General features: G+C 65.4%; 14 protein-coding genes. 12 read left to right on the forward strand and 2 right to left on the reverse strand.

The window, feature by feature from the left end; all coding sequences use genetic code 11:
- Nucleotides 1-27: 27 nt before the first annotated feature.
- Together CTA01S_RS07220 and CTA01S_RS07225 are read left to right on the forward strand one after the other, a co-directional pair.
- Nucleotides 28-795 (forward strand): ABC transporter ATP-binding protein, encoded by a 768-nt coding sequence (locus tag CTA01S_RS07220; protein WP_084362344.1) that lies wholly within the window; start codon nt 28-30, stop codon nt 793-795.
- Nucleotides 786-1,622 carry an ABC transporter substrate-binding protein gene (locus tag CTA01S_RS07225; RefSeq protein ID WP_157451321.1) on the forward strand — a complete coding sequence of 279 codons (837 nt, stop codon included), beginning with the start codon at nt 786-788 and terminating at the stop codon, nt 1,620-1,622. Before CTA01S_RS07220 ends, CTA01S_RS07225 begins: the two co-directional genes overlap by 10 nt.
- Nucleotides 1,623-1,628: 6 nt before the next feature.
- Here the strand turns inward: CTA01S_RS07225 and CTA01S_RS07230 are convergent, their stop codons facing one another.
- Nucleotides 1,629-2,723, reverse strand: a complete 1,095-nt coding sequence (locus CTA01S_RS07230; RefSeq protein WP_232301018.1) for a helix-turn-helix domain-containing protein — start codon at nt 2,721-2,723, stop codon at nt 1,629-1,631.
- A gap of 349 nt (nt 2,724-3,072) precedes the next feature.
- Here CTA01S_RS07230 and CTA01S_RS07235 point away from each other — a divergent pair, with 349 nt between their 5' ends.
- The 6 genes from CTA01S_RS07235 to CTA01S_RS07260 all read left to right on the forward strand — a co-directional run bounded on the left by CTA01S_RS07235 (nt 3,073) and on the right by CTA01S_RS07260 (nt 8,040).
- Nucleotides 3,073-3,549: a 4Fe-4S dicluster domain-containing protein gene (locus CTA01S_RS07235; protein ID WP_019559975.1), complete on the forward strand. Its 477-nt coding sequence runs from the start codon at nt 3,073-3,075 to the stop codon at nt 3,547-3,549.
- Between the two features lie 12 nt (nt 3,550-3,561).
- Complete coding sequence (locus CTA01S_RS07240) at nt 3,562-5,409, forward strand: aldehyde ferredoxin oxidoreductase family protein (protein WP_019559976.1); 1,848 nt, start codon at nt 3,562-3,564, stop codon at nt 5,407-5,409.
- An 81-nt stretch (nt 5,410-5,490) separates the two neighbouring features.
- Nucleotides 5,491-6,765 carry an NAD(P)/FAD-dependent oxidoreductase gene (locus tag CTA01S_RS07245; RefSeq protein WP_019559977.1) on the forward strand — a complete coding sequence of 425 codons (1,275 nt, stop codon included), beginning with the start codon at nt 5,491-5,493 and terminating at the stop codon, nt 6,763-6,765.
- Between the two features lie 7 nt (nt 6,766-6,772).
- Nucleotides 6,773-7,027, forward strand: a complete 255-nt coding sequence (thiS, locus tag CTA01S_RS07250) for a sulfur carrier protein ThiS (RefSeq protein WP_062193836.1) — start codon at nt 6,773-6,775, stop codon at nt 7,025-7,027.
- A 5-nt stretch (nt 7,028-7,032) separates the two neighbouring features.
- A complete protein-coding gene (locus CTA01S_RS07255; protein ID WP_019559979.1) occupies nt 7,033-7,332 on the forward strand; it encodes a hypothetical protein in 300 nt (99 codons plus the stop codon).
- A gap of 81 nt (nt 7,333-7,413) precedes the next feature.
- Nucleotides 7,414-8,040 (forward strand): ATP-dependent Clp protease proteolytic subunit, encoded by a 627-nt coding sequence (locus CTA01S_RS07260; protein WP_019559980.1) that lies wholly within the window; start codon nt 7,414-7,416, stop codon nt 8,038-8,040.
- 21 nt (nt 8,041-8,061) lie between these two features.
- Here CTA01S_RS07260 and CTA01S_RS07265 read toward each other — a convergent pair whose 3' ends face one another.
- Nucleotides 8,062-10,581, reverse strand: coding sequence for a GspE/PulE family protein (locus tag CTA01S_RS07265; protein ID WP_232301019.1), 2,520 nt, complete (start codon nt 10,579-10,581; stop codon nt 8,062-8,064).
- Nucleotides 10,582-10,784: 203 nt separating this feature from the next.
- On the opposite strand from CTA01S_RS07265, the gene CTA01S_RS07270 reads away from it, so the two are divergent.
- The 4 genes from CTA01S_RS07270 (at nt 10,785) to CTA01S_RS07285 (ending at nt 15,269) form a co-directional block, all read left to right on the forward strand.
- Nucleotides 10,785-11,972: a GGDEF domain-containing protein gene (locus CTA01S_RS07270; RefSeq protein ID WP_062193840.1), complete on the forward strand. Its 1,188-nt coding sequence runs from the start codon at nt 10,785-10,787 to the stop codon at nt 11,970-11,972.
- A complete protein-coding gene (locus CTA01S_RS07275; protein WP_062193844.1) occupies nt 11,969-13,276 on the forward strand; it encodes a GGDEF domain-containing protein in 1,308 nt (435 codons plus the stop codon). The genes CTA01S_RS07270 and CTA01S_RS07275 overlap by 4 nt, the downstream gene beginning before the upstream one ends.
- 149 nt (nt 13,277-13,425) lie before the next feature.
- Complete coding sequence (locus CTA01S_RS07280; protein WP_198150809.1) at nt 13,426-14,148, forward strand: DUF3047 domain-containing protein; 723 nt, start codon at nt 13,426-13,428, stop codon at nt 14,146-14,148.
- Complete coding sequence (locus tag CTA01S_RS07285; RefSeq protein WP_062193851.1) at nt 14,145-15,269, forward strand: FAD-dependent oxidoreductase; 1,125 nt, start codon at nt 14,145-14,147, stop codon at nt 15,267-15,269. The genes CTA01S_RS07280 and CTA01S_RS07285 overlap by 4 nt, the downstream gene beginning before the upstream one ends.
- Nucleotides 15,270-15,451 lie beyond the last annotated feature (182 nt).

Consider the following 15,451-nt stretch of genomic DNA (forward strand, 5'->3'; position numbering starts at 1 on the left):
GTCACGCCGTGACCGGAGGGCCGCGCCGTGAGCTGGCCGCCGGTGACGTCTTTGCGTGTGGTGCACCGCGCGCCTGCTGCGCAGCCGACCCTGCAGATCGGGCTGGAGGGGGCATGCGTGCGCTTTGGCCGCAAGACGGCATTGCACGGTGTGGACCTGCAGGTGCATGCCGCGGAGCGCATCGCTTTCGTCGGGGCCAATGGGTCAGGCAAGAGCACGTTGCTGCGGGCCTTGCACGGGTTGGTGCCACTGACCGAAGGCCGCCGGTACTGCGGCCGGCGCGAGGACGGGCAGCCGTGGCGCCAGGCGATGGTGTTCCAGCGCCCGCACATGCTGCGTCTGAGTGTGCGCCACAACGTCGCCTTGGGGCCGTGGCTGGCCGGTGTCCCTTGGCGCGAATGTGTTGCGCGTGCCGAGGAGGCGTTGCAGCGTGTGGGGCTGCACACGCAGGCCCGGCGGGCGGCCCGGGTGCTGTCCGGCGGCCAACAGCAGCGCGTCGCGCTGGCGCGCGCTTGGGCTTTGCAGCCCGACATGCTGCTGCTGGACGAGCCCACCGCCAGCCTGGACCCCTCTGCCCAGCGTGAGGTGGAGGCCTTGATCGAGCAGTTCGCCGGCCAGGGGCTCACCGTGCTGATGAGCTCTCACAACCTGGGGCAGGTCCGGCGCTTGGCCACCCGTGTCGTCTACCTCGAGCAGGGGCGGGTGCTGGCCGATGTCGATGTCGATCGCTTCTTCCACGGCGAGTTGCCGCGGCAAGCGCAGCTATTCCTCAAAGGAGAACTTCCATGGCACTGACGATTGGGCGACTGATCCTGCGCGTGGCGGGCTTGGGCCTGGGGGCCTGTTTGACGGTGGGGGTGTGGGCGCAGGAGCGCTTCATCGTGGTGGCGTCAACGACGTCGACCGAGCAGTCGGGCCTGTTCGCCCACTTGCTGCCGGCCTTCAAGCAAGCAACCGGCATCGAGGTGCGGGTGGTGGCACTGGGCACGGGGCAGGCGCTGGACATGGGGCGGCGTGGCGACGCGGATGTCGTCTTCGTGCACGACCAAGCCGCCGAAGAGAAGTTCGTCGCCGAAGGCTTCGGCCTGAAGCGCCTTCCAGTGATGTACAACGATTTCATCCTCGTCGGTCCGAAGGCTGATCCGGCCGGCGTCAAGGGGCGCGACATCGTGGCAGGCTTGCAGAAGTTGGCCGCCGGCCATGCCACCTTCATTTCCCGCGGCGACAAAAGCGGCACCCATGCGGCCGAGCTGCGATATTGGAAGGCGGCGGGCATCGAGGCCCCCGAGACCCGGGTCAGCGGCTACAAGGCCTGCGGCTGCGGCATGGGCCCGGCATTGAACATGGCCGCTGGCAGCCAGGCCTACGTGCTCACCGATCGCGGGACTTGGCTGTCGTTCAAGAATCGCGGCGATCTGGCCGTGCTGGTCGAAGGCGACCAGCGCCTGTTCAACCAGTATGGTGTGATCGTGGTCAACCCGGCGCGGCATCCGCATGTCAAGCGGGACCTGGCCCAGACCTTTGTCGATTGGCTGGTGTCCGAGGCCGGCCAGGCCACAATCGCCGCCTATCGTATCGGTGGCGAACCGCTGTTCTTCCCCAACGCGAAGACCGCTCCCTGAGCCGGCTCAAGACGCGCCCGGCGATGCCTTGCGCAACTTGCGGTACAGCGTGTTGCGTCCAATGCCCAGCTGGCGGGCCGCCTTGGAGATGTTCCCGCCGGCGGCCGTGACCGCCCGCCGGATGGCCTCGAGCTCCAAGGCTTGCAGGGTCGCCGGGGGCGTCGTGACGGCCACCGGTGCAGCGAGCAAGGCCGGCGGGGGCGGTGCCACGGCGTTGCGCCCCCGGCTCCACAAGGTCGGCCAATTGAAAAATGCGCGCAGATACAGGCTGCTTTCGCCCAGGCCCCCGCGGTGCAGCACGATCCGCAAGGGCTCGTCGCCGCAGCGACGGCAATGGTCGATGACCTGGCCGACGGTGATGCCGAGTGCGGCTTGCAAGCCTTGCATGCGCAGGGCAGCGGCGCTGCGCCCCAGCATGTCCAAGGCGGTGCGGGTGGCGCCGAGCACCGCGCCATCGGGGGAGACCGCCAGCAAGCCCTCGCGGACCGTGCCAAGCATCTCTGGCCGCGGGTGAATGTGCAGCCGCAGCCCCTGGCGGAAGCGGTCGTTGAAGCAATGGTTTTCGATCATCTGGGCCGACAGGCGGACCAGCGCCAGCGTGTGGGGGTGGTAGGAACGCTGGTCGCCGGTCACGTCCAGCACGCCCATCACCTGGCCGGCATGGTCGAAGATCGGCGCGGCCGAGCAGGTCAGGAAATGATTGACTCGCACGAAATGTTCGGCGCCATGCACCAGGGTGGGGGCTTCGTCGAACAAGGCGGTGCCGATCGCGTTGGTGCCTTTGGTGGCCTCGGACCAGTTCACCCCGGGCGCCAGCGCGATTTGTTGGGCTTTCTCCATGAAGCCATCGTCGCCCAGACTGTGCAGGATGGTGCCTTGGCTGTCCGTGAGCACCACCAGGCTGCGGGTGAAGACGATTTGCTCGAACAACATCTCCATCACCGGCACGGCGTGTCGCCAGAGTTGCCGGTTGCGCTCGCGCATCTCTTGCAGCCGTCCAAGCGGCACGGGACTGAGGTCCGGCACGGCACGCTCATCCACGCCCAAGGCGGCACAACGGGCGTGACTGCGCGCGATCGCGCTGGCGTGGTCGGCAGACATCGGGGGCGGGCCCTCAAGGGCCATGCGATCCAGCTTGCCGATGGCAGGGCGATCCAATCGGGACATGCTCGTTGCGCGACGAAGGCGGCAGTGCCTGTGGCTGGCTGCCCCAGGCACCGCGGGAATTGACCATGACGCGCAGTGTGGCATTGGCCGAGCGGCTTGCCAAGGTGGACCGGGGGCTGTCCCAGCGTGGAACAGCGGCGCGGCCCAGACCCCCGGAAAACCCGGGTAAGGCCTAGGTTTGCAGGCCGACGACCTAGGAAGAAGATTGCATAGCACCGGGTCAGGACGCGCGCATGCCCTGTCCTGCCGCACGAACCCTCCACAGCCAACCGAAAGGCGAGCCATGCAAAAGGTTCTGCACATCAATCCCGAGAAGTGCACCGGCTGTCTGCAATGCGAGATGGCCTGCAGCTTCGAAAACTACGGGGTGTATGCGACCTCCAAGTCGCGCATCAAGGTCTTCGACTTCCACCACACCGGCCGCAAGGTACCCTATACCTGCACACAATGTGACGAGGCCTGGTGCTTGCATGCCTGTCCGGTGGAGGCCATCACCATCGACAAGCTCACCGGCGCCAAGGTGGTCAGCGAGACCACCTGCGTGGGGTGCAAGGTGTGCACGATTGCCTGCCCCTTCGGCACCATCAATTACGTGCAGGAAACCGGCAAGGTGCAAAAGTGCGACTTGTGCGGTGGGCAGCCGGCCTGTGCCGAGGCTTGCCCCACACAGGCCATCACCTTCGTCGATGCCAACTGGACCGGCCTGGACCGCATGAAGGCCTGGGCCGACAAGCTCGGCAACCAAGCAGCAGCGGCCTGAAAGGAGCGCATCATGTCCTGGGCTGGCAAGATTTTGCGTGTGAACCTCACCACGGGGCAGTGCAAGAGCGAACCGTTGAACATGACCTGGGCCAAACAGTACCTCGGGTCACGCGGCCTCGCCTCCAAGTATCTGAGCAGCGAAATCGACCCGAAAGTCGATCCGCTGTCGCCGGACAACAAGATCATTTGGGCCACCGGCCCGCTGACGGGCACGATGGCCTCCACCGGCGGACGCTACACGGTGGTGACCAAAGGGCCACTGACCGGCGCCATCGCCTGCTCGAATTCAGGCGGCTACTGGGGGGCCGAGCTGAAGATGGCCGGCTGGGACATGGTCATCTTCGAAGGCAAGAGCCCCAAACCGGTTTATCTGGCGATCGTCGACGATCAAGCCGAGTTGCGCGATGCGGCCCACTTGTGGGGCAAATCGGTGTGGGAGACCGAAGAAATCATCAAGAAGCAGCATCAGGATCCGCTGACCCGCATCTCCAGCATCGGGCAAGCGGGCGAGAACCTGGTGCTGTTTGCCGCGGTGGTCAATGACTTGCACCGGGCCGCCGGACGCTCTGGCGTGGGGGCGGTGATGGGTAGCAAGAACCTCAAAGCCATTGCCGTGCGCGGCACCCGGGGCGTGGGCAACCTGGCCAACCCCAAGGAATTCATGCGAGTCACCTTCGAGAAAAAGAAGATCCTCGCCGACAATGCCGTCACCGGCCAGGGGCTGCCCACCTATGGCACGCAGGTGCTGATGAACGTCATCAACGAGGTGGGCGCGCTGCCCACGCGCAACCACCGCGACAGCCAGTTCGAGGGGGCCAAGGACATCTCGGCCGAGGCCATGGCCACGCCGCGCAAGAGCGATGGCAAGCCTCAGCTCGTGACCAACCAAGCTTGCTTCGGCTGCACCATCGCCTGCGGGCGCATCAGCAAGATCGACCAGACCCACTTCTCGGTGGAAAACAAGCCGCAGTACTGGGGCGCCTCCGGTGGCCTGGAGTACGAGGCTGCCTGGGCCTTGGGCGCGGCCAACGGGGTCAACGACCTGGAGGCGCTGCAGTACGCCAATTTGATCTGCAATGAGCAGGGCATGGACCCGATCTCCTTCGGTGCCACCGTCGGCGCGGTGATGGAGCTGTACGAAATGGGCGTGCTGACCAAGGAGCAGATCGGCATCGAGGCGCCGTTCGGCTCGGCCAAGGCCTTGTGCGAATTGGCCGAGATGACGGCCAAGGGGGTGGGCTTTGGCAAGGAGATCGGGCAGGGCAGCAAGCGGCTGTGTGCGAAGTACGGCCACCCCGAGCTGTCGATGAGCGTCAAAGGGCAGGAGTTCCCTGCCTACGATGCCCGCGGCATCCAGGGCATGGGGCTGACCTATGCCACCAGCAATCGCGGGGCCTGCCACCTGCGCAGCTACACCGTGGCGTCGGAGATCCTGGGCATTCCGATGAAGACCGACCCGCTGGTGGCCGATGGCAAGCCCGAGCTGGTCAAGGCCTTCCAGGATGCCACGGCGGTGTTCGATTCGGCCGGCATTTGCATCTTCACCAGCTTCGCCTGGAGCCTGGCCGATGTGCAACCCCAGGTGGCCGCGGCCTGTGGCGAGGAGTTCACGCTGGAATACCTCAACGAGGTGGGCGAGCGCATCTGGAACATGGAGCGCGATTTCAACAACCGGGCCGGCTTCACCGCCAAGGACGACACCTTGCCGCCGCGCTTGCTCAAGGAAGGGGCCAAAACCGGGCCGGCGCAGGGGCTGACCAGCAAGCTGCCCGAAATGCTGCCCAAGTACTACGAGCTGCGCGGCTGGACCCCCGATGGCCAGCTCAAGCCGGAGACGCGCGCCCGTTTGGGACTGTGACGACGGGACTGTGACTCCGGTGGCGTGACCCCGTGGGGCGGCCCAGCGCGCTGGCGCCGCCCCTGGTTTTTGGAGCCTTCCATGAAACACGTCATCCTCGGCGCCGGCCCGGCCGGCGTGATCGCCGCGGAAACCTTGCGCAAACACGCCCCGCGCGACGAGATCCTCCTCATCGGAGCAGAACGCGAGCCGCCATACTCGCGCATGGCCATTCCTTATCTCTTGAGCGGCCAGATCGGCGAGTCGGGCACCTACTTGCGCAAGCGAGCCGATCACTTTCAGCGCTTGAACATCCAGGTGCGACAGCAGCGGGCCAAACGGCTCGATGCAGCGGCTCGTCGCCTCACGCTGGATGACGACAGCCTCCTGGACTTCGACACCTTGTTGATCGCCACCGGCTCCAGCCCCGTGCGCCCGCCCATTCCTGGCTTGGATCTGCCGGGCGTGCATGCGTGCTGGACGCTGGAGGATGCTCGCGCCATCGAACGCTTGGCCACCAAGGGCGCACGCGTGCTGCAGATGGGCGCTGGCTTCATCGGCTGCATCATCATGGAAGCGCTGGCCCTGCGCGGCGTGCAGCTGACCGTGGTGGAAATGGGCGACCGCATGGTGCCGCGCATGATGGGGCCGACCGCCGGCGGCATGATCAAGCGCTGGGTGGAGTCCAAGGGCGTGACGGTCTACACCGGCACCCGGGTGGAGGCCATCGACAGCGGCACGCCGTTGAAAGTGCGGCTGTCCAATGGCCAGCACCTCAGCGTGGACCTGGTCATCAGCGCCACCGGTGTGAAGCCCAACATCGCCTTCCTCGAGAACTCGGGCGTGACTTGCCTGCAGGGGGTGCTGACCGACGAACACATGCGCACCAACGTGCCGGGCATCTATGCCGCTGGCGATTGTGCCGAAGCGCTGGACCTGGTGACCGGCCGCCCCATCGTCAGCGCGATCCAGCCCAACGCGGCCGATCAAGCCTACGTGGCAGCGATGAACATGGCTGGCAAGCCTGCCGTGCTCAAAGGCGTGACGCAGATCAACGTGCTCGACACCCTGGGGCTCATCAGCACGAGCTTTGGTCTGTGGCAAGGCGTGCCTGGCGGCGAGGGTGTCGAGCTGACCGATGAGGCCCAATGGAAGCACCTGAGCCTGCAGTTCGAGGCAGACCGTCTGGTGGGCTGCAACACCATTGGCTGGACCGAGCATGTGGGCGTCTTGCGCGGCCTGGTGGAGGGCCGTGTGCGCCTGGGGGCGTGGAAAGACCGGCTGCTGCGCGAGCCCACGCGGCTGATGGAGGCTTACCTTGCCTGCGCGCAGGCGCAGCACCAGTGGCAAGCCGCGCGGCTGAAGGCGGCGGCATGATCGGGCCATGAGAATCACCTTCAAGCTTTACGCCACACTGACCGACTATCTGCCGCCGCAGGCGCGCAGCGACAACCGCATCGAGCTCGACGTGGACCCACAAGCCACGATCGAGCAGATCGTGGCCCCGTTCAACCTGCCAATGAAGCTCGTGCACTTGGTGCTGGTCAATGGTGTGTTCGTGCCGCCCCAGGAGCGCGCCACCCGCCGCTTGCAAGAAGGCGATGTGTTGGCGATCTGGCCGCCGATTGCCGGGGGCTGAAGACCATGCCCTTCGAGCCTGCCGAGTGCTTCGAGCGGGACATGGGATGTACCGAGGCCGAATGGCTGGCCTGGCTGCCCGGGGCGGTCGGCCAGGCGCCGCTGCGGCTGGATCGCGGCCAAGCGCAGGTGGAGCTGGGCTCCGGTCGTCTGACGTTGCGCTGGCAGGCGCTGCCGCCACGGCGCATCGCGCTGGTGCAGTTGCCGCGTTTGAGCGTGTCTTTTCGCTTCGAGGGGGTGGAGGCCAGGCTGCGGCAGGCCTTCATGCGGCACTTCGATCTGTACATGCAGCGCGGAGGCGGATGAGGTCGGCACACCGGCGCTCGGCCTTGCGGTGCCCGCAGATGCGCTATCGTTGGAAGGCTTCTTGTTCACAGACGAGAACCCATGACCATGCAGCCATTTTTCGTTTCCAACGATCCCGTGTGGGGCGGTGAGGCGGGCGACAAGTCCGACAAGCTCGACAAGGCGGGAAACCTCACCGAACGCCTGGTGTTCCAGTCGCGCTTCGTCTTGGTGTTTGGTGAGATCAATCCGGCCGTCGCGCGCGCGACGTGTGAGAAGCTCATCGCCATGGATCGGGAGTCGGACGCCCCCATCCATGTGCTGGTGTCCTCGCCTGGCGGCCATGTGGAATCGGGCGATGCCATTCACGACATGATCCGCTTCGTGCGCTCGCCAGTCACCACGATTGGCACCGGCTGGGTGGCCAGTGCCGGCACGCATGTGTTCTTGGCGGCCCCGAAAGAACGCCGCGTGTGCTTGCCCAACACCCGGTTCATGATCCACCAGCCTGGCGGCGGCGCCGGTGGTCAAGCCACGGACATTGCCATCCAGGCCCGCGAGATTTTGCGCATCCGTGAACGCATCGCGCGCCACACCGCAGCAGCCACCGGGCAGCCGCTGGAAAAAGTGCAGGCCGACATGGAGCGCGACTACTGGATGAATGCGCAGGAGGCGATCGACTACGGCATCGTCTCCCGCATCATCGAGCGGTATACGGATCTGGGCTGAGGCCGGCCTGCGCCGGGGCCCTCAGGTGCTGCTGGTGGCGCGCACCTCGGCCAGCGTGGTCACCCCGGCCAGCACTTTGAGGATGCCGTCCTGGCGCAGCGTGCGCATGCCCTCCTGGAGCGCGCGCTGTTGCAGTTGGTCGGCGCGCGCATTCGTTTGAATGAGGTGGCGCAGCTCGCGGCTGATGATCATCAATTCATGCAGCCCCGCGCGCCCGCGATAGCCGGTGTGGTTGCATTTGTCGCAGCCTGGGCTTTCGTGGTGCATCAAGCGGCCGTCACGGCCGTAGCGTTCGATCCATTCCTTCAGTAAGGACTCGCGCCTCGAGTGGGCCTCGTGGCCTGGGTCCACATGCAGATAGTCGGCCAGCAATTCATCGACTTCCTCGGCCGTGGCGGGTCGGCTGGTGCGGCATTCGGTGCACAGCCGGCGAACCAAGCGCTGGGCCAGCACGGCCAGCAAGGAGTCCGCGAAATTGAACGGATCCATGCCCATGTCCAGCAAGCGGGTGACGGTCTCTGGCGCGCTGTTGGTGTGCAGCGTGGACAGCACGAGGTGCCCGGTGAGCGAGGCTTCGATGGCCATCTGAGCCGTTTCCTGATCCCGGATTTCACCGACCATGATCACGTCAGGGTCGGCGCGCAAAAAGGCTCGCAGGGCTTTGGCGAAGGTCCAGTCGATTTTGGGGTTGATCTGGACTTGGCGCAGCCCCGGCTGGGTGATTTCCACCGGGTCTTCGGCCGTCCAGATCTTGCGTTCGGGCACGTTGATGTAGCTCAGTGCCGAATGCAGCGTGGTGGTCTTGCCTGAACCCGTGGGGCCGACGCACAGCACCAGGCCGTGCGGGCGCTCCATGGCCTGCTGCAAGCGTTGCAGGTTGTCGGCGGCCAAACCGAGCTGATCCAGCGGGATGGGCTTGGCCGAGGCCAAAATGCGCATCACCACGTCCTCGAGATTGTTGTTCGTCGGGATCGTGGCCACTCGCAGCTCGATGCGGTGCCCCGGCATGAAGCGAGCGAAATTGATTTTCCCGTCCTGCGGCTTGCGCCGCTCGGAGATGTCCAGGTCGCACATGATCTTGATGCGTGCGACCATGGCATTGCGGTAGGTGTGCGGCAATTCCAGGTACGGTTGCAACAAGCCGTCTTTGCGGAAGCGCACCTTGACCTTTTCGCGCCCGGGGTAGCATTCGATGTGGATGTCGGACGCACCTTGCTGATAGGCCTCCACGATCATGGTGTTGATGAGCCGAACCAGCGAGTTGTCCGACTGCTCGATCGGCTTTTCTTCGAGATCGGCGGCCGGTTGTGTGTTGAGGTCTCGCTCCAACGACTCGACCAACAGGTTGGCCGAATCGGGCTGGAACTCGATCGTGGGTAAGTGGGCTTGCGATGACCAGACGTCGGCGCCTACTTTCTCGTAGGCACTTTTGATGGCCAAAGACAGATTGACCGACGCGCCCAGCGTGGGAACCACTTTGAGTTGACTGACGAACTCCAACTCCTCGATCACCGAATGGCGAGACGGATCTTCCATCGCCACGATCAAGCGGGAGTCCCAAAGCATCAAGGGCAGCACTTCGAGTCGTTCGGCCACCGCATAGGGCACTTTCGACAAGGCGTCCGTGCTGACCGGGTAGTGGTCCACGTCCACCAGCGGATAGCCCATTTTGCGGGCCAGAGCCGCCTGCAAGTCCTTTCGGGACACCAGCTGCATGCGCACCAGCAGCTCGCCCAAGGGGACGCTGCGATCCTTGGCCTGCTCGGCCAAGGCTTCATCGATCTGCTCTTGAGTCACCAAGCCCATCGAGACCAGCGCCTCGCCGATGCGCATTACCGGCATGCGGCTTTGCTGCTCGATGGCGGCTTTGAGCTGGTCTGGGCTGACGATGCGCTTGGACATCAAGATGTCGCCGATCTTGCGCTCTCGCAAGGTGGCCTGCTCACGCACGGCGAGTTCGATGTCTTGTGTCGTGGCCGCGCGCTGCTGCACGAGCACTTCGCCGATGCGCGGCCCCAATTCGACGCGCGAGTAGGCGTGGCGGGGAATGAATAGACGCTGAACGGTTCCCTGGTCGTCGATGGGCGGAAACAAGAACAGCCCAAAGTCGGTTTCCACGTGGCCGATGGTCACGCCTTGCAAGTCTGGCCCGTCTTTCATGCGCACCACGTACGGGGTTTGCGGACGGGTGTCGAGCAAACCCTCCATCTGCGTGAGTGCCGCCGAGGGGTGGGCCTCGACCGGTTGCTTCAGATGCAGGGCGCGGAACTGATGGAACCGCAAGGCCATGGTCGTGCGTGCTGGAGGCACTTGCACGTGCAGCACTTGCTCCTCGGGCACGAAGAAGATCAGCCGCCCGTGGATCTGCTTCAGATTCAGCCCTTCGATGATGCAGTCGATCGGCTGAAGTTGCTCTTGAGCCGAGGGGTAAGCGGCATAAGCTGGTGTGGGCCACCGGTACGCCGGCCGACGAAACTTCTCCCGCTCCGGGAGAGCCGGTGCATCGGTCTGCAAGAGCGGCAAGGGGCGGGTGTCGGACATGTGGATCGGCGGCGCAATTTCGCGTCTGACTATGCCAGCAGGGCGAGCGAACCAAGCGGCCGAATTGACCGGCAATCCCGGGCTTCTTCGACGCAAGGGCTGCCCGTGGGGCGATCTTGCTTGCTTTGGCGCTTGCTTGGCATACTGCGGCGCATGTCGCCCCCTTGTGGGACTTTTCCGCGCCACAGTCCCGCCGCCGCCCGATGGATTATTCACTCGTATTTTTGGCCTGTGCCGTGGTGGGTGCGTTGTTCTCGATCATTTTGACCCTGACCATTCCCCACGTGCCGGAGGCTGAAGGGGCAGGTTTGTGGGCGGCGGCTTTCGTGCCTTTGGCCGCCGGAAGCGCGATGTTGGGCGGATCGTCGCATCTGCCAGGCGCCTTGCTCGTGTGGCGTGAACCCTTGTTGCTGACGGGTTACGCCTTGCTTTTGTCGGGTCTGAATCGCTATTTGCAACGCCCTCAACCCTGGCGTCTGTCGGTGGTGGTGGTGGCCAGCTCGGTGTTGTTGTCCGCCGCCATCATGGTGGCTGGTGGTTCGGACGATGGGTTGGTCACGGTGCGGACCGCAGGCATCATGGTGCTGATGGGGGCGGTCCTCCTGACCTTGCGACGGTCGCGACGACCGGGCATGCATCGCACGATGGTGTTCTTGGAGTTGGCGTGCGCGCTGATCTTTTTTTTCGCGGCTTGGCGCCTCATCGCGCTGTGGGGGCCGTGGCCTGCGCTCAGGTCCCCGGCGTTGTTGGCCGGCGCAAGCATGGTGACCACCCTGTTGATCTTGGCGGTCATTTGCGGGTTCACCTTGCTGATGACCGCGCGCATGAACGGACAGCTGCACACGCTGGTTGTGCGCGATCCGCTGACCGGATTGCTCAATCGGCGAGGGCTGGAAGAGGCGGTGCACAGCATTTTTGCCTTCACCCGACGCGTCGGGCATTCATCGGTGGCGGTCATCGCGTTGGACATCGATCATTTCAAGCGCATCAACGACGAAGAAGGCCATCTGCGCGGCGATGCCGTGTTGCAGGCGCTGGCCAAAGTCATGACCGAGCACTTCAGTGAGGCGGCGGTGGTGGCTCGATTGGGAGGCGAGGAATTCGTGATCGTCTTGGGAGGCGCGACCGCCGACGAGGCCATGGCGCAAGCCGAGCGTCTTCGTTCGGTGATCGAATCGCAGTGCGCCCGCCTGGCCGCTCTGCGTCGGCCGGTGACGGTCAGTCTGGGCGTGGCGGTCGATCAGCCAGCCCACGTCTCGTGGGAGTCCTTGCTGGCCCGTGCCGATACCGCGTTGTATGCGGCCAAGCAGCAAGGGCGCAACCGATGTGCCATGTATCGACCCGGCACGCACGATGCGTCTGCGGGCACTGTCTGTGGCGCGACCGCATGAACGTCTTCTACAACTTGACGATCGCTCAATATTGGGGGCTGTTGCTGGCGCTGTGCGTCTTGTCGCTGATCATTCTGGCGCTGTTGGCCGTTCTGCGCCATGAATCGCGCCATATCCGGGGTCCCGGTCATTGGCTGGCTGCGGTGGCCCTGATGATGGTGGGCACGGGCTTGGCCGGAGTGGCCGTGGCCCAGGCGCAAGGGGTGTGGGTGTGGATGTATGCCCCGGCCTCGGCGATTCAATTGCTGGGCATCGGACTGTTCGGGGAGGGACTGAGGCGACATCAAGGGTTGCCTTCACGCGCCGCGACCGTGGTGATGCTGTCGGTGTTGGCCATGCTGGTGTTGCTGGGCCTGACGGCTTCAGGCCGACAGTATGGGGCCGTCTCGAGCATGTCGTTGTTCGCGGGGCTTGCGTGGGCGCGATTCGTTTGGTTGTCGGTGCGCTTTCGGCGGCCAGGCTACGGAGCGATCCGCTTCGGGCTGGTGGCCAGTGGCCTGTTCCTGTTGCTGGGATGGACGGTGCGCGGCGTCGTGTTGCTGCACGCCGGGCCGACGGCCTGGCGAGAACTCATCAGTCTGGCCAACATCGGGTTGATTTTTTTCTCCTTCATCGGCGCGGGCATGTTGGGCTTGCTGCTGGTGTTGCTCATCAACTTCCGGCTGGCCGAGCGCTTGCGGTCCATGGCCTTGCGTGACGCACTGACCGGGGCGCTCAACCGTCGCGGCTTCGAAGAGCGTGCGGCGCGCCTGGTGGCCCTGTCGGCGCAGATGGGCCAGTCAGTGACCGTGCTGATGCTGGACATCGATCATTTCAAACGGGTCAATGACGAGCACGGGCATGCCGTGGGCGACCTCGTGCTCAAGGCCTTGGCGCAGCTGGTGCACCGGGCCAAGCGCGAGACCGATCTGTTCGCTCGCTTGGGGGGCGAGGAATTCTGTCTCGTCCTGCCAGGCACCGATGTGCCCGGCGCCCGAGTCTTCGCCGAGCGACTGCGCCATAGTTTCGAAGTGTTGGAAATCGACACCGGCAGCCGCTTCCTGCGCTGCACGGTGAGCATCGGCGTGGCCTATGCGTCGGCTGCCATGCTGCAATCCAGGCGAGTCGATCTGGTGGACCTGCTGCACCAGGCCGACGAAGCGCTGTACGAAGCCAAGCGAGCCGGCCGTAACCGTCTGCGCTTCTACGCTTCGCCCGAAGTCGTCTCCAGCCGGCTGGACTCACGCCTGTTCGCCACGACCGGCCTGTCCTCGGGCTTTGGCCCATCGAGCCTGGTGTGGGGGGATTCCTCGGGCGTGCAATGAATTCGTGCTGCGGCCGTCGGCCTTGCCAACGGCTGGACCATCTCGCCAGGCAGGGCCGGCCAGCCTTCGGTGGGCGGATCCCGGCGCAGCGGTGCAGCCACTGAACTTTGTCGCGGCGGTTGACTCTGCTTGGCATGTTCCGTGGCCTCTTGCTCCTGCGAATCGCCCTGGCGGCCCTGCTGCTCCACAGCCTCAGCGGCGTGGCGTCCGAGCTGAGCCCCTGGGCCGGCGCATCTGGGGCCGCGCCGGCTCCTCCTTGGCATTTCGTGGGTCTGCCAGGACAGACCTTGCCTCGCACCCGTTACAGTCTCGTCGAGATGGATGGGGTGTCCAGCCTGCGCATCGAGGCCCAGGCGTCTTATGGCAATTTTGTGCATCCAGTCAAGAGCCGGCCGGGCCATTTGAGCTGGTCCTGGCGTGTGGCACGCTTTGCCGAACATACCGACTTGCGCACCAAGGCAGGTGACGATACCTCGGTGAAGGTCTGTGCCTTGTTCGATCATGCGCTGGAACGCGTCCCCTTCTTCGAGCGGCAGTTGTTGCGCATGGCCCGCGCGCGCAGCGGCAGCGACTTGCCCGCTGCCACGCTGTGCTATGTGTGGGATACCGATCTGGCCGCTGGCACGGTGATCGACAATGCCTACAGTCGCCGCGTGCGCTACCTCGTGCTGCGCAGCGGTGAAGCTGCTCCTACGCCTTGGCGTCGCGAGTCGCGCGACCTGGCGGCCGACTTCCTGCGCGCCTTCCACGACGAGGCCACCGACGTGCCGCGCCTGCTTGCCATCGCCGTAGGGGCCGATACCGACAATACGGGCAGCCAGGCGATCGCCTTCGTGCGAGACCTGCAGCACCGCCCGGGAGGATCCGAATGAAACAACTCGTGCTGGCCGGTGGAGGCCATGCCCATGTCCAGGTTTTGGCTGCTTTTGCACAACAGGTCTTGCCCGGGGTCGAGGTGACGCTGGTCACCCCACAGCCCGTGCAGTGGTATTCCGGCATGGTGCCTGGCGTCATTGCGGGCCGCTATAGCGCGCATGAGGCACAGATCGACCTGGCCGCGCTGGCCCGCCGTGCCGGCGCACGTGTGGTGCTCGATGCCGTGGTCGGGGTGCGGCCCGATGCCCGCCAGCTGCGCTTGGCCAGCGGTGGCGAGCTGGCTTATGACGCGCTCAGCCTCGATACGGGCGGAGAACTCTCTCGCGACCTGATCGACGGGGCCCGCGAACATGCCCTGTTCGTACGCCCGCTGCATGCCTTCATGCACCTTTGGCCGCGTTTGCAATCCCTCGCGGCGCGCCAGCCCGGGCTGCAAGTGGTGGTCATCGGTGGCGGGGCGGCAGGCTTCGAACTGGCCGTGGCCATGCGTCACGCGCTGGTCGCCCAGGCGCGCGTCACCCTCGTGGCCGGCAACGCCGGATTGCTGCCGCGATTTCCGCGTGGGCTGCGCCATCGCGCCCTGGCGGTGCTCAAGTCGCGTGGCATCACCGTCATCGCCGACGACGCGGTCGAGATCGAGCCCGGACAGCTGCGCCTGTCCGGTGGCAGTCGCCTGCCTTGCGATGCGCCGGTCGTGGCCTTGGGCGTGCAGCCTCCGGCTTGGCTCGCTCACAGCGGCCTGCGCTTGGCCGCCGATGGCTTCATCGCCACGACCGCCAGCTTGCAATCCGTCTCCCACCCTGAGGTGTTCGCGGTGGGCGACGTGTCCTGCCGTATCGACGCTCCCCATCCCCGCAGCGGTGTCTATGCCGTGCGCGCAGGCCCGGTCCTCGCTGCCAACCTGCGCGCCTGGGCGGCCGGGCGACCCTACGCGATGTATCGTCCGCAGCGGCGGGCCTTGGCGCTGCTGTCTTGCGCCGATGGCACTGCGCTGGCCAGCTGGGGCCCCCTGTCGGCTCGTGGGGCCTGGGTGTGGCGCTGGAAGGATCGCATCGACCGCGCCTTCGTCCAGGCCTATCGCGACAGCGAGCCGCTCGTCTCCCTGTCCCTGCGCTGACAGTGCGCCCTACGCAGCACGCCTGCAGCCATGAGAGCCGCTGCCGTTTGCAAGCAGCGCCGCGACGCCTGTTTGCCACCAAACCCTGCCAGATGTAAGCGCTGGTCGTTCCTCTCGATCGGGGGGACCGAAGGGGGACGAGGAGCCATACTTCGCGCCCATACAGGCGAGAACCGGCAAAA

This window comes from Caldimonas taiwanensis NBRC 104434, from assembly GCF_001592165.1.
GTDB lineage: Bacteria > Pseudomonadota > Gammaproteobacteria > Burkholderiales > Burkholderiaceae_C > Caldimonas > Caldimonas manganoxidans.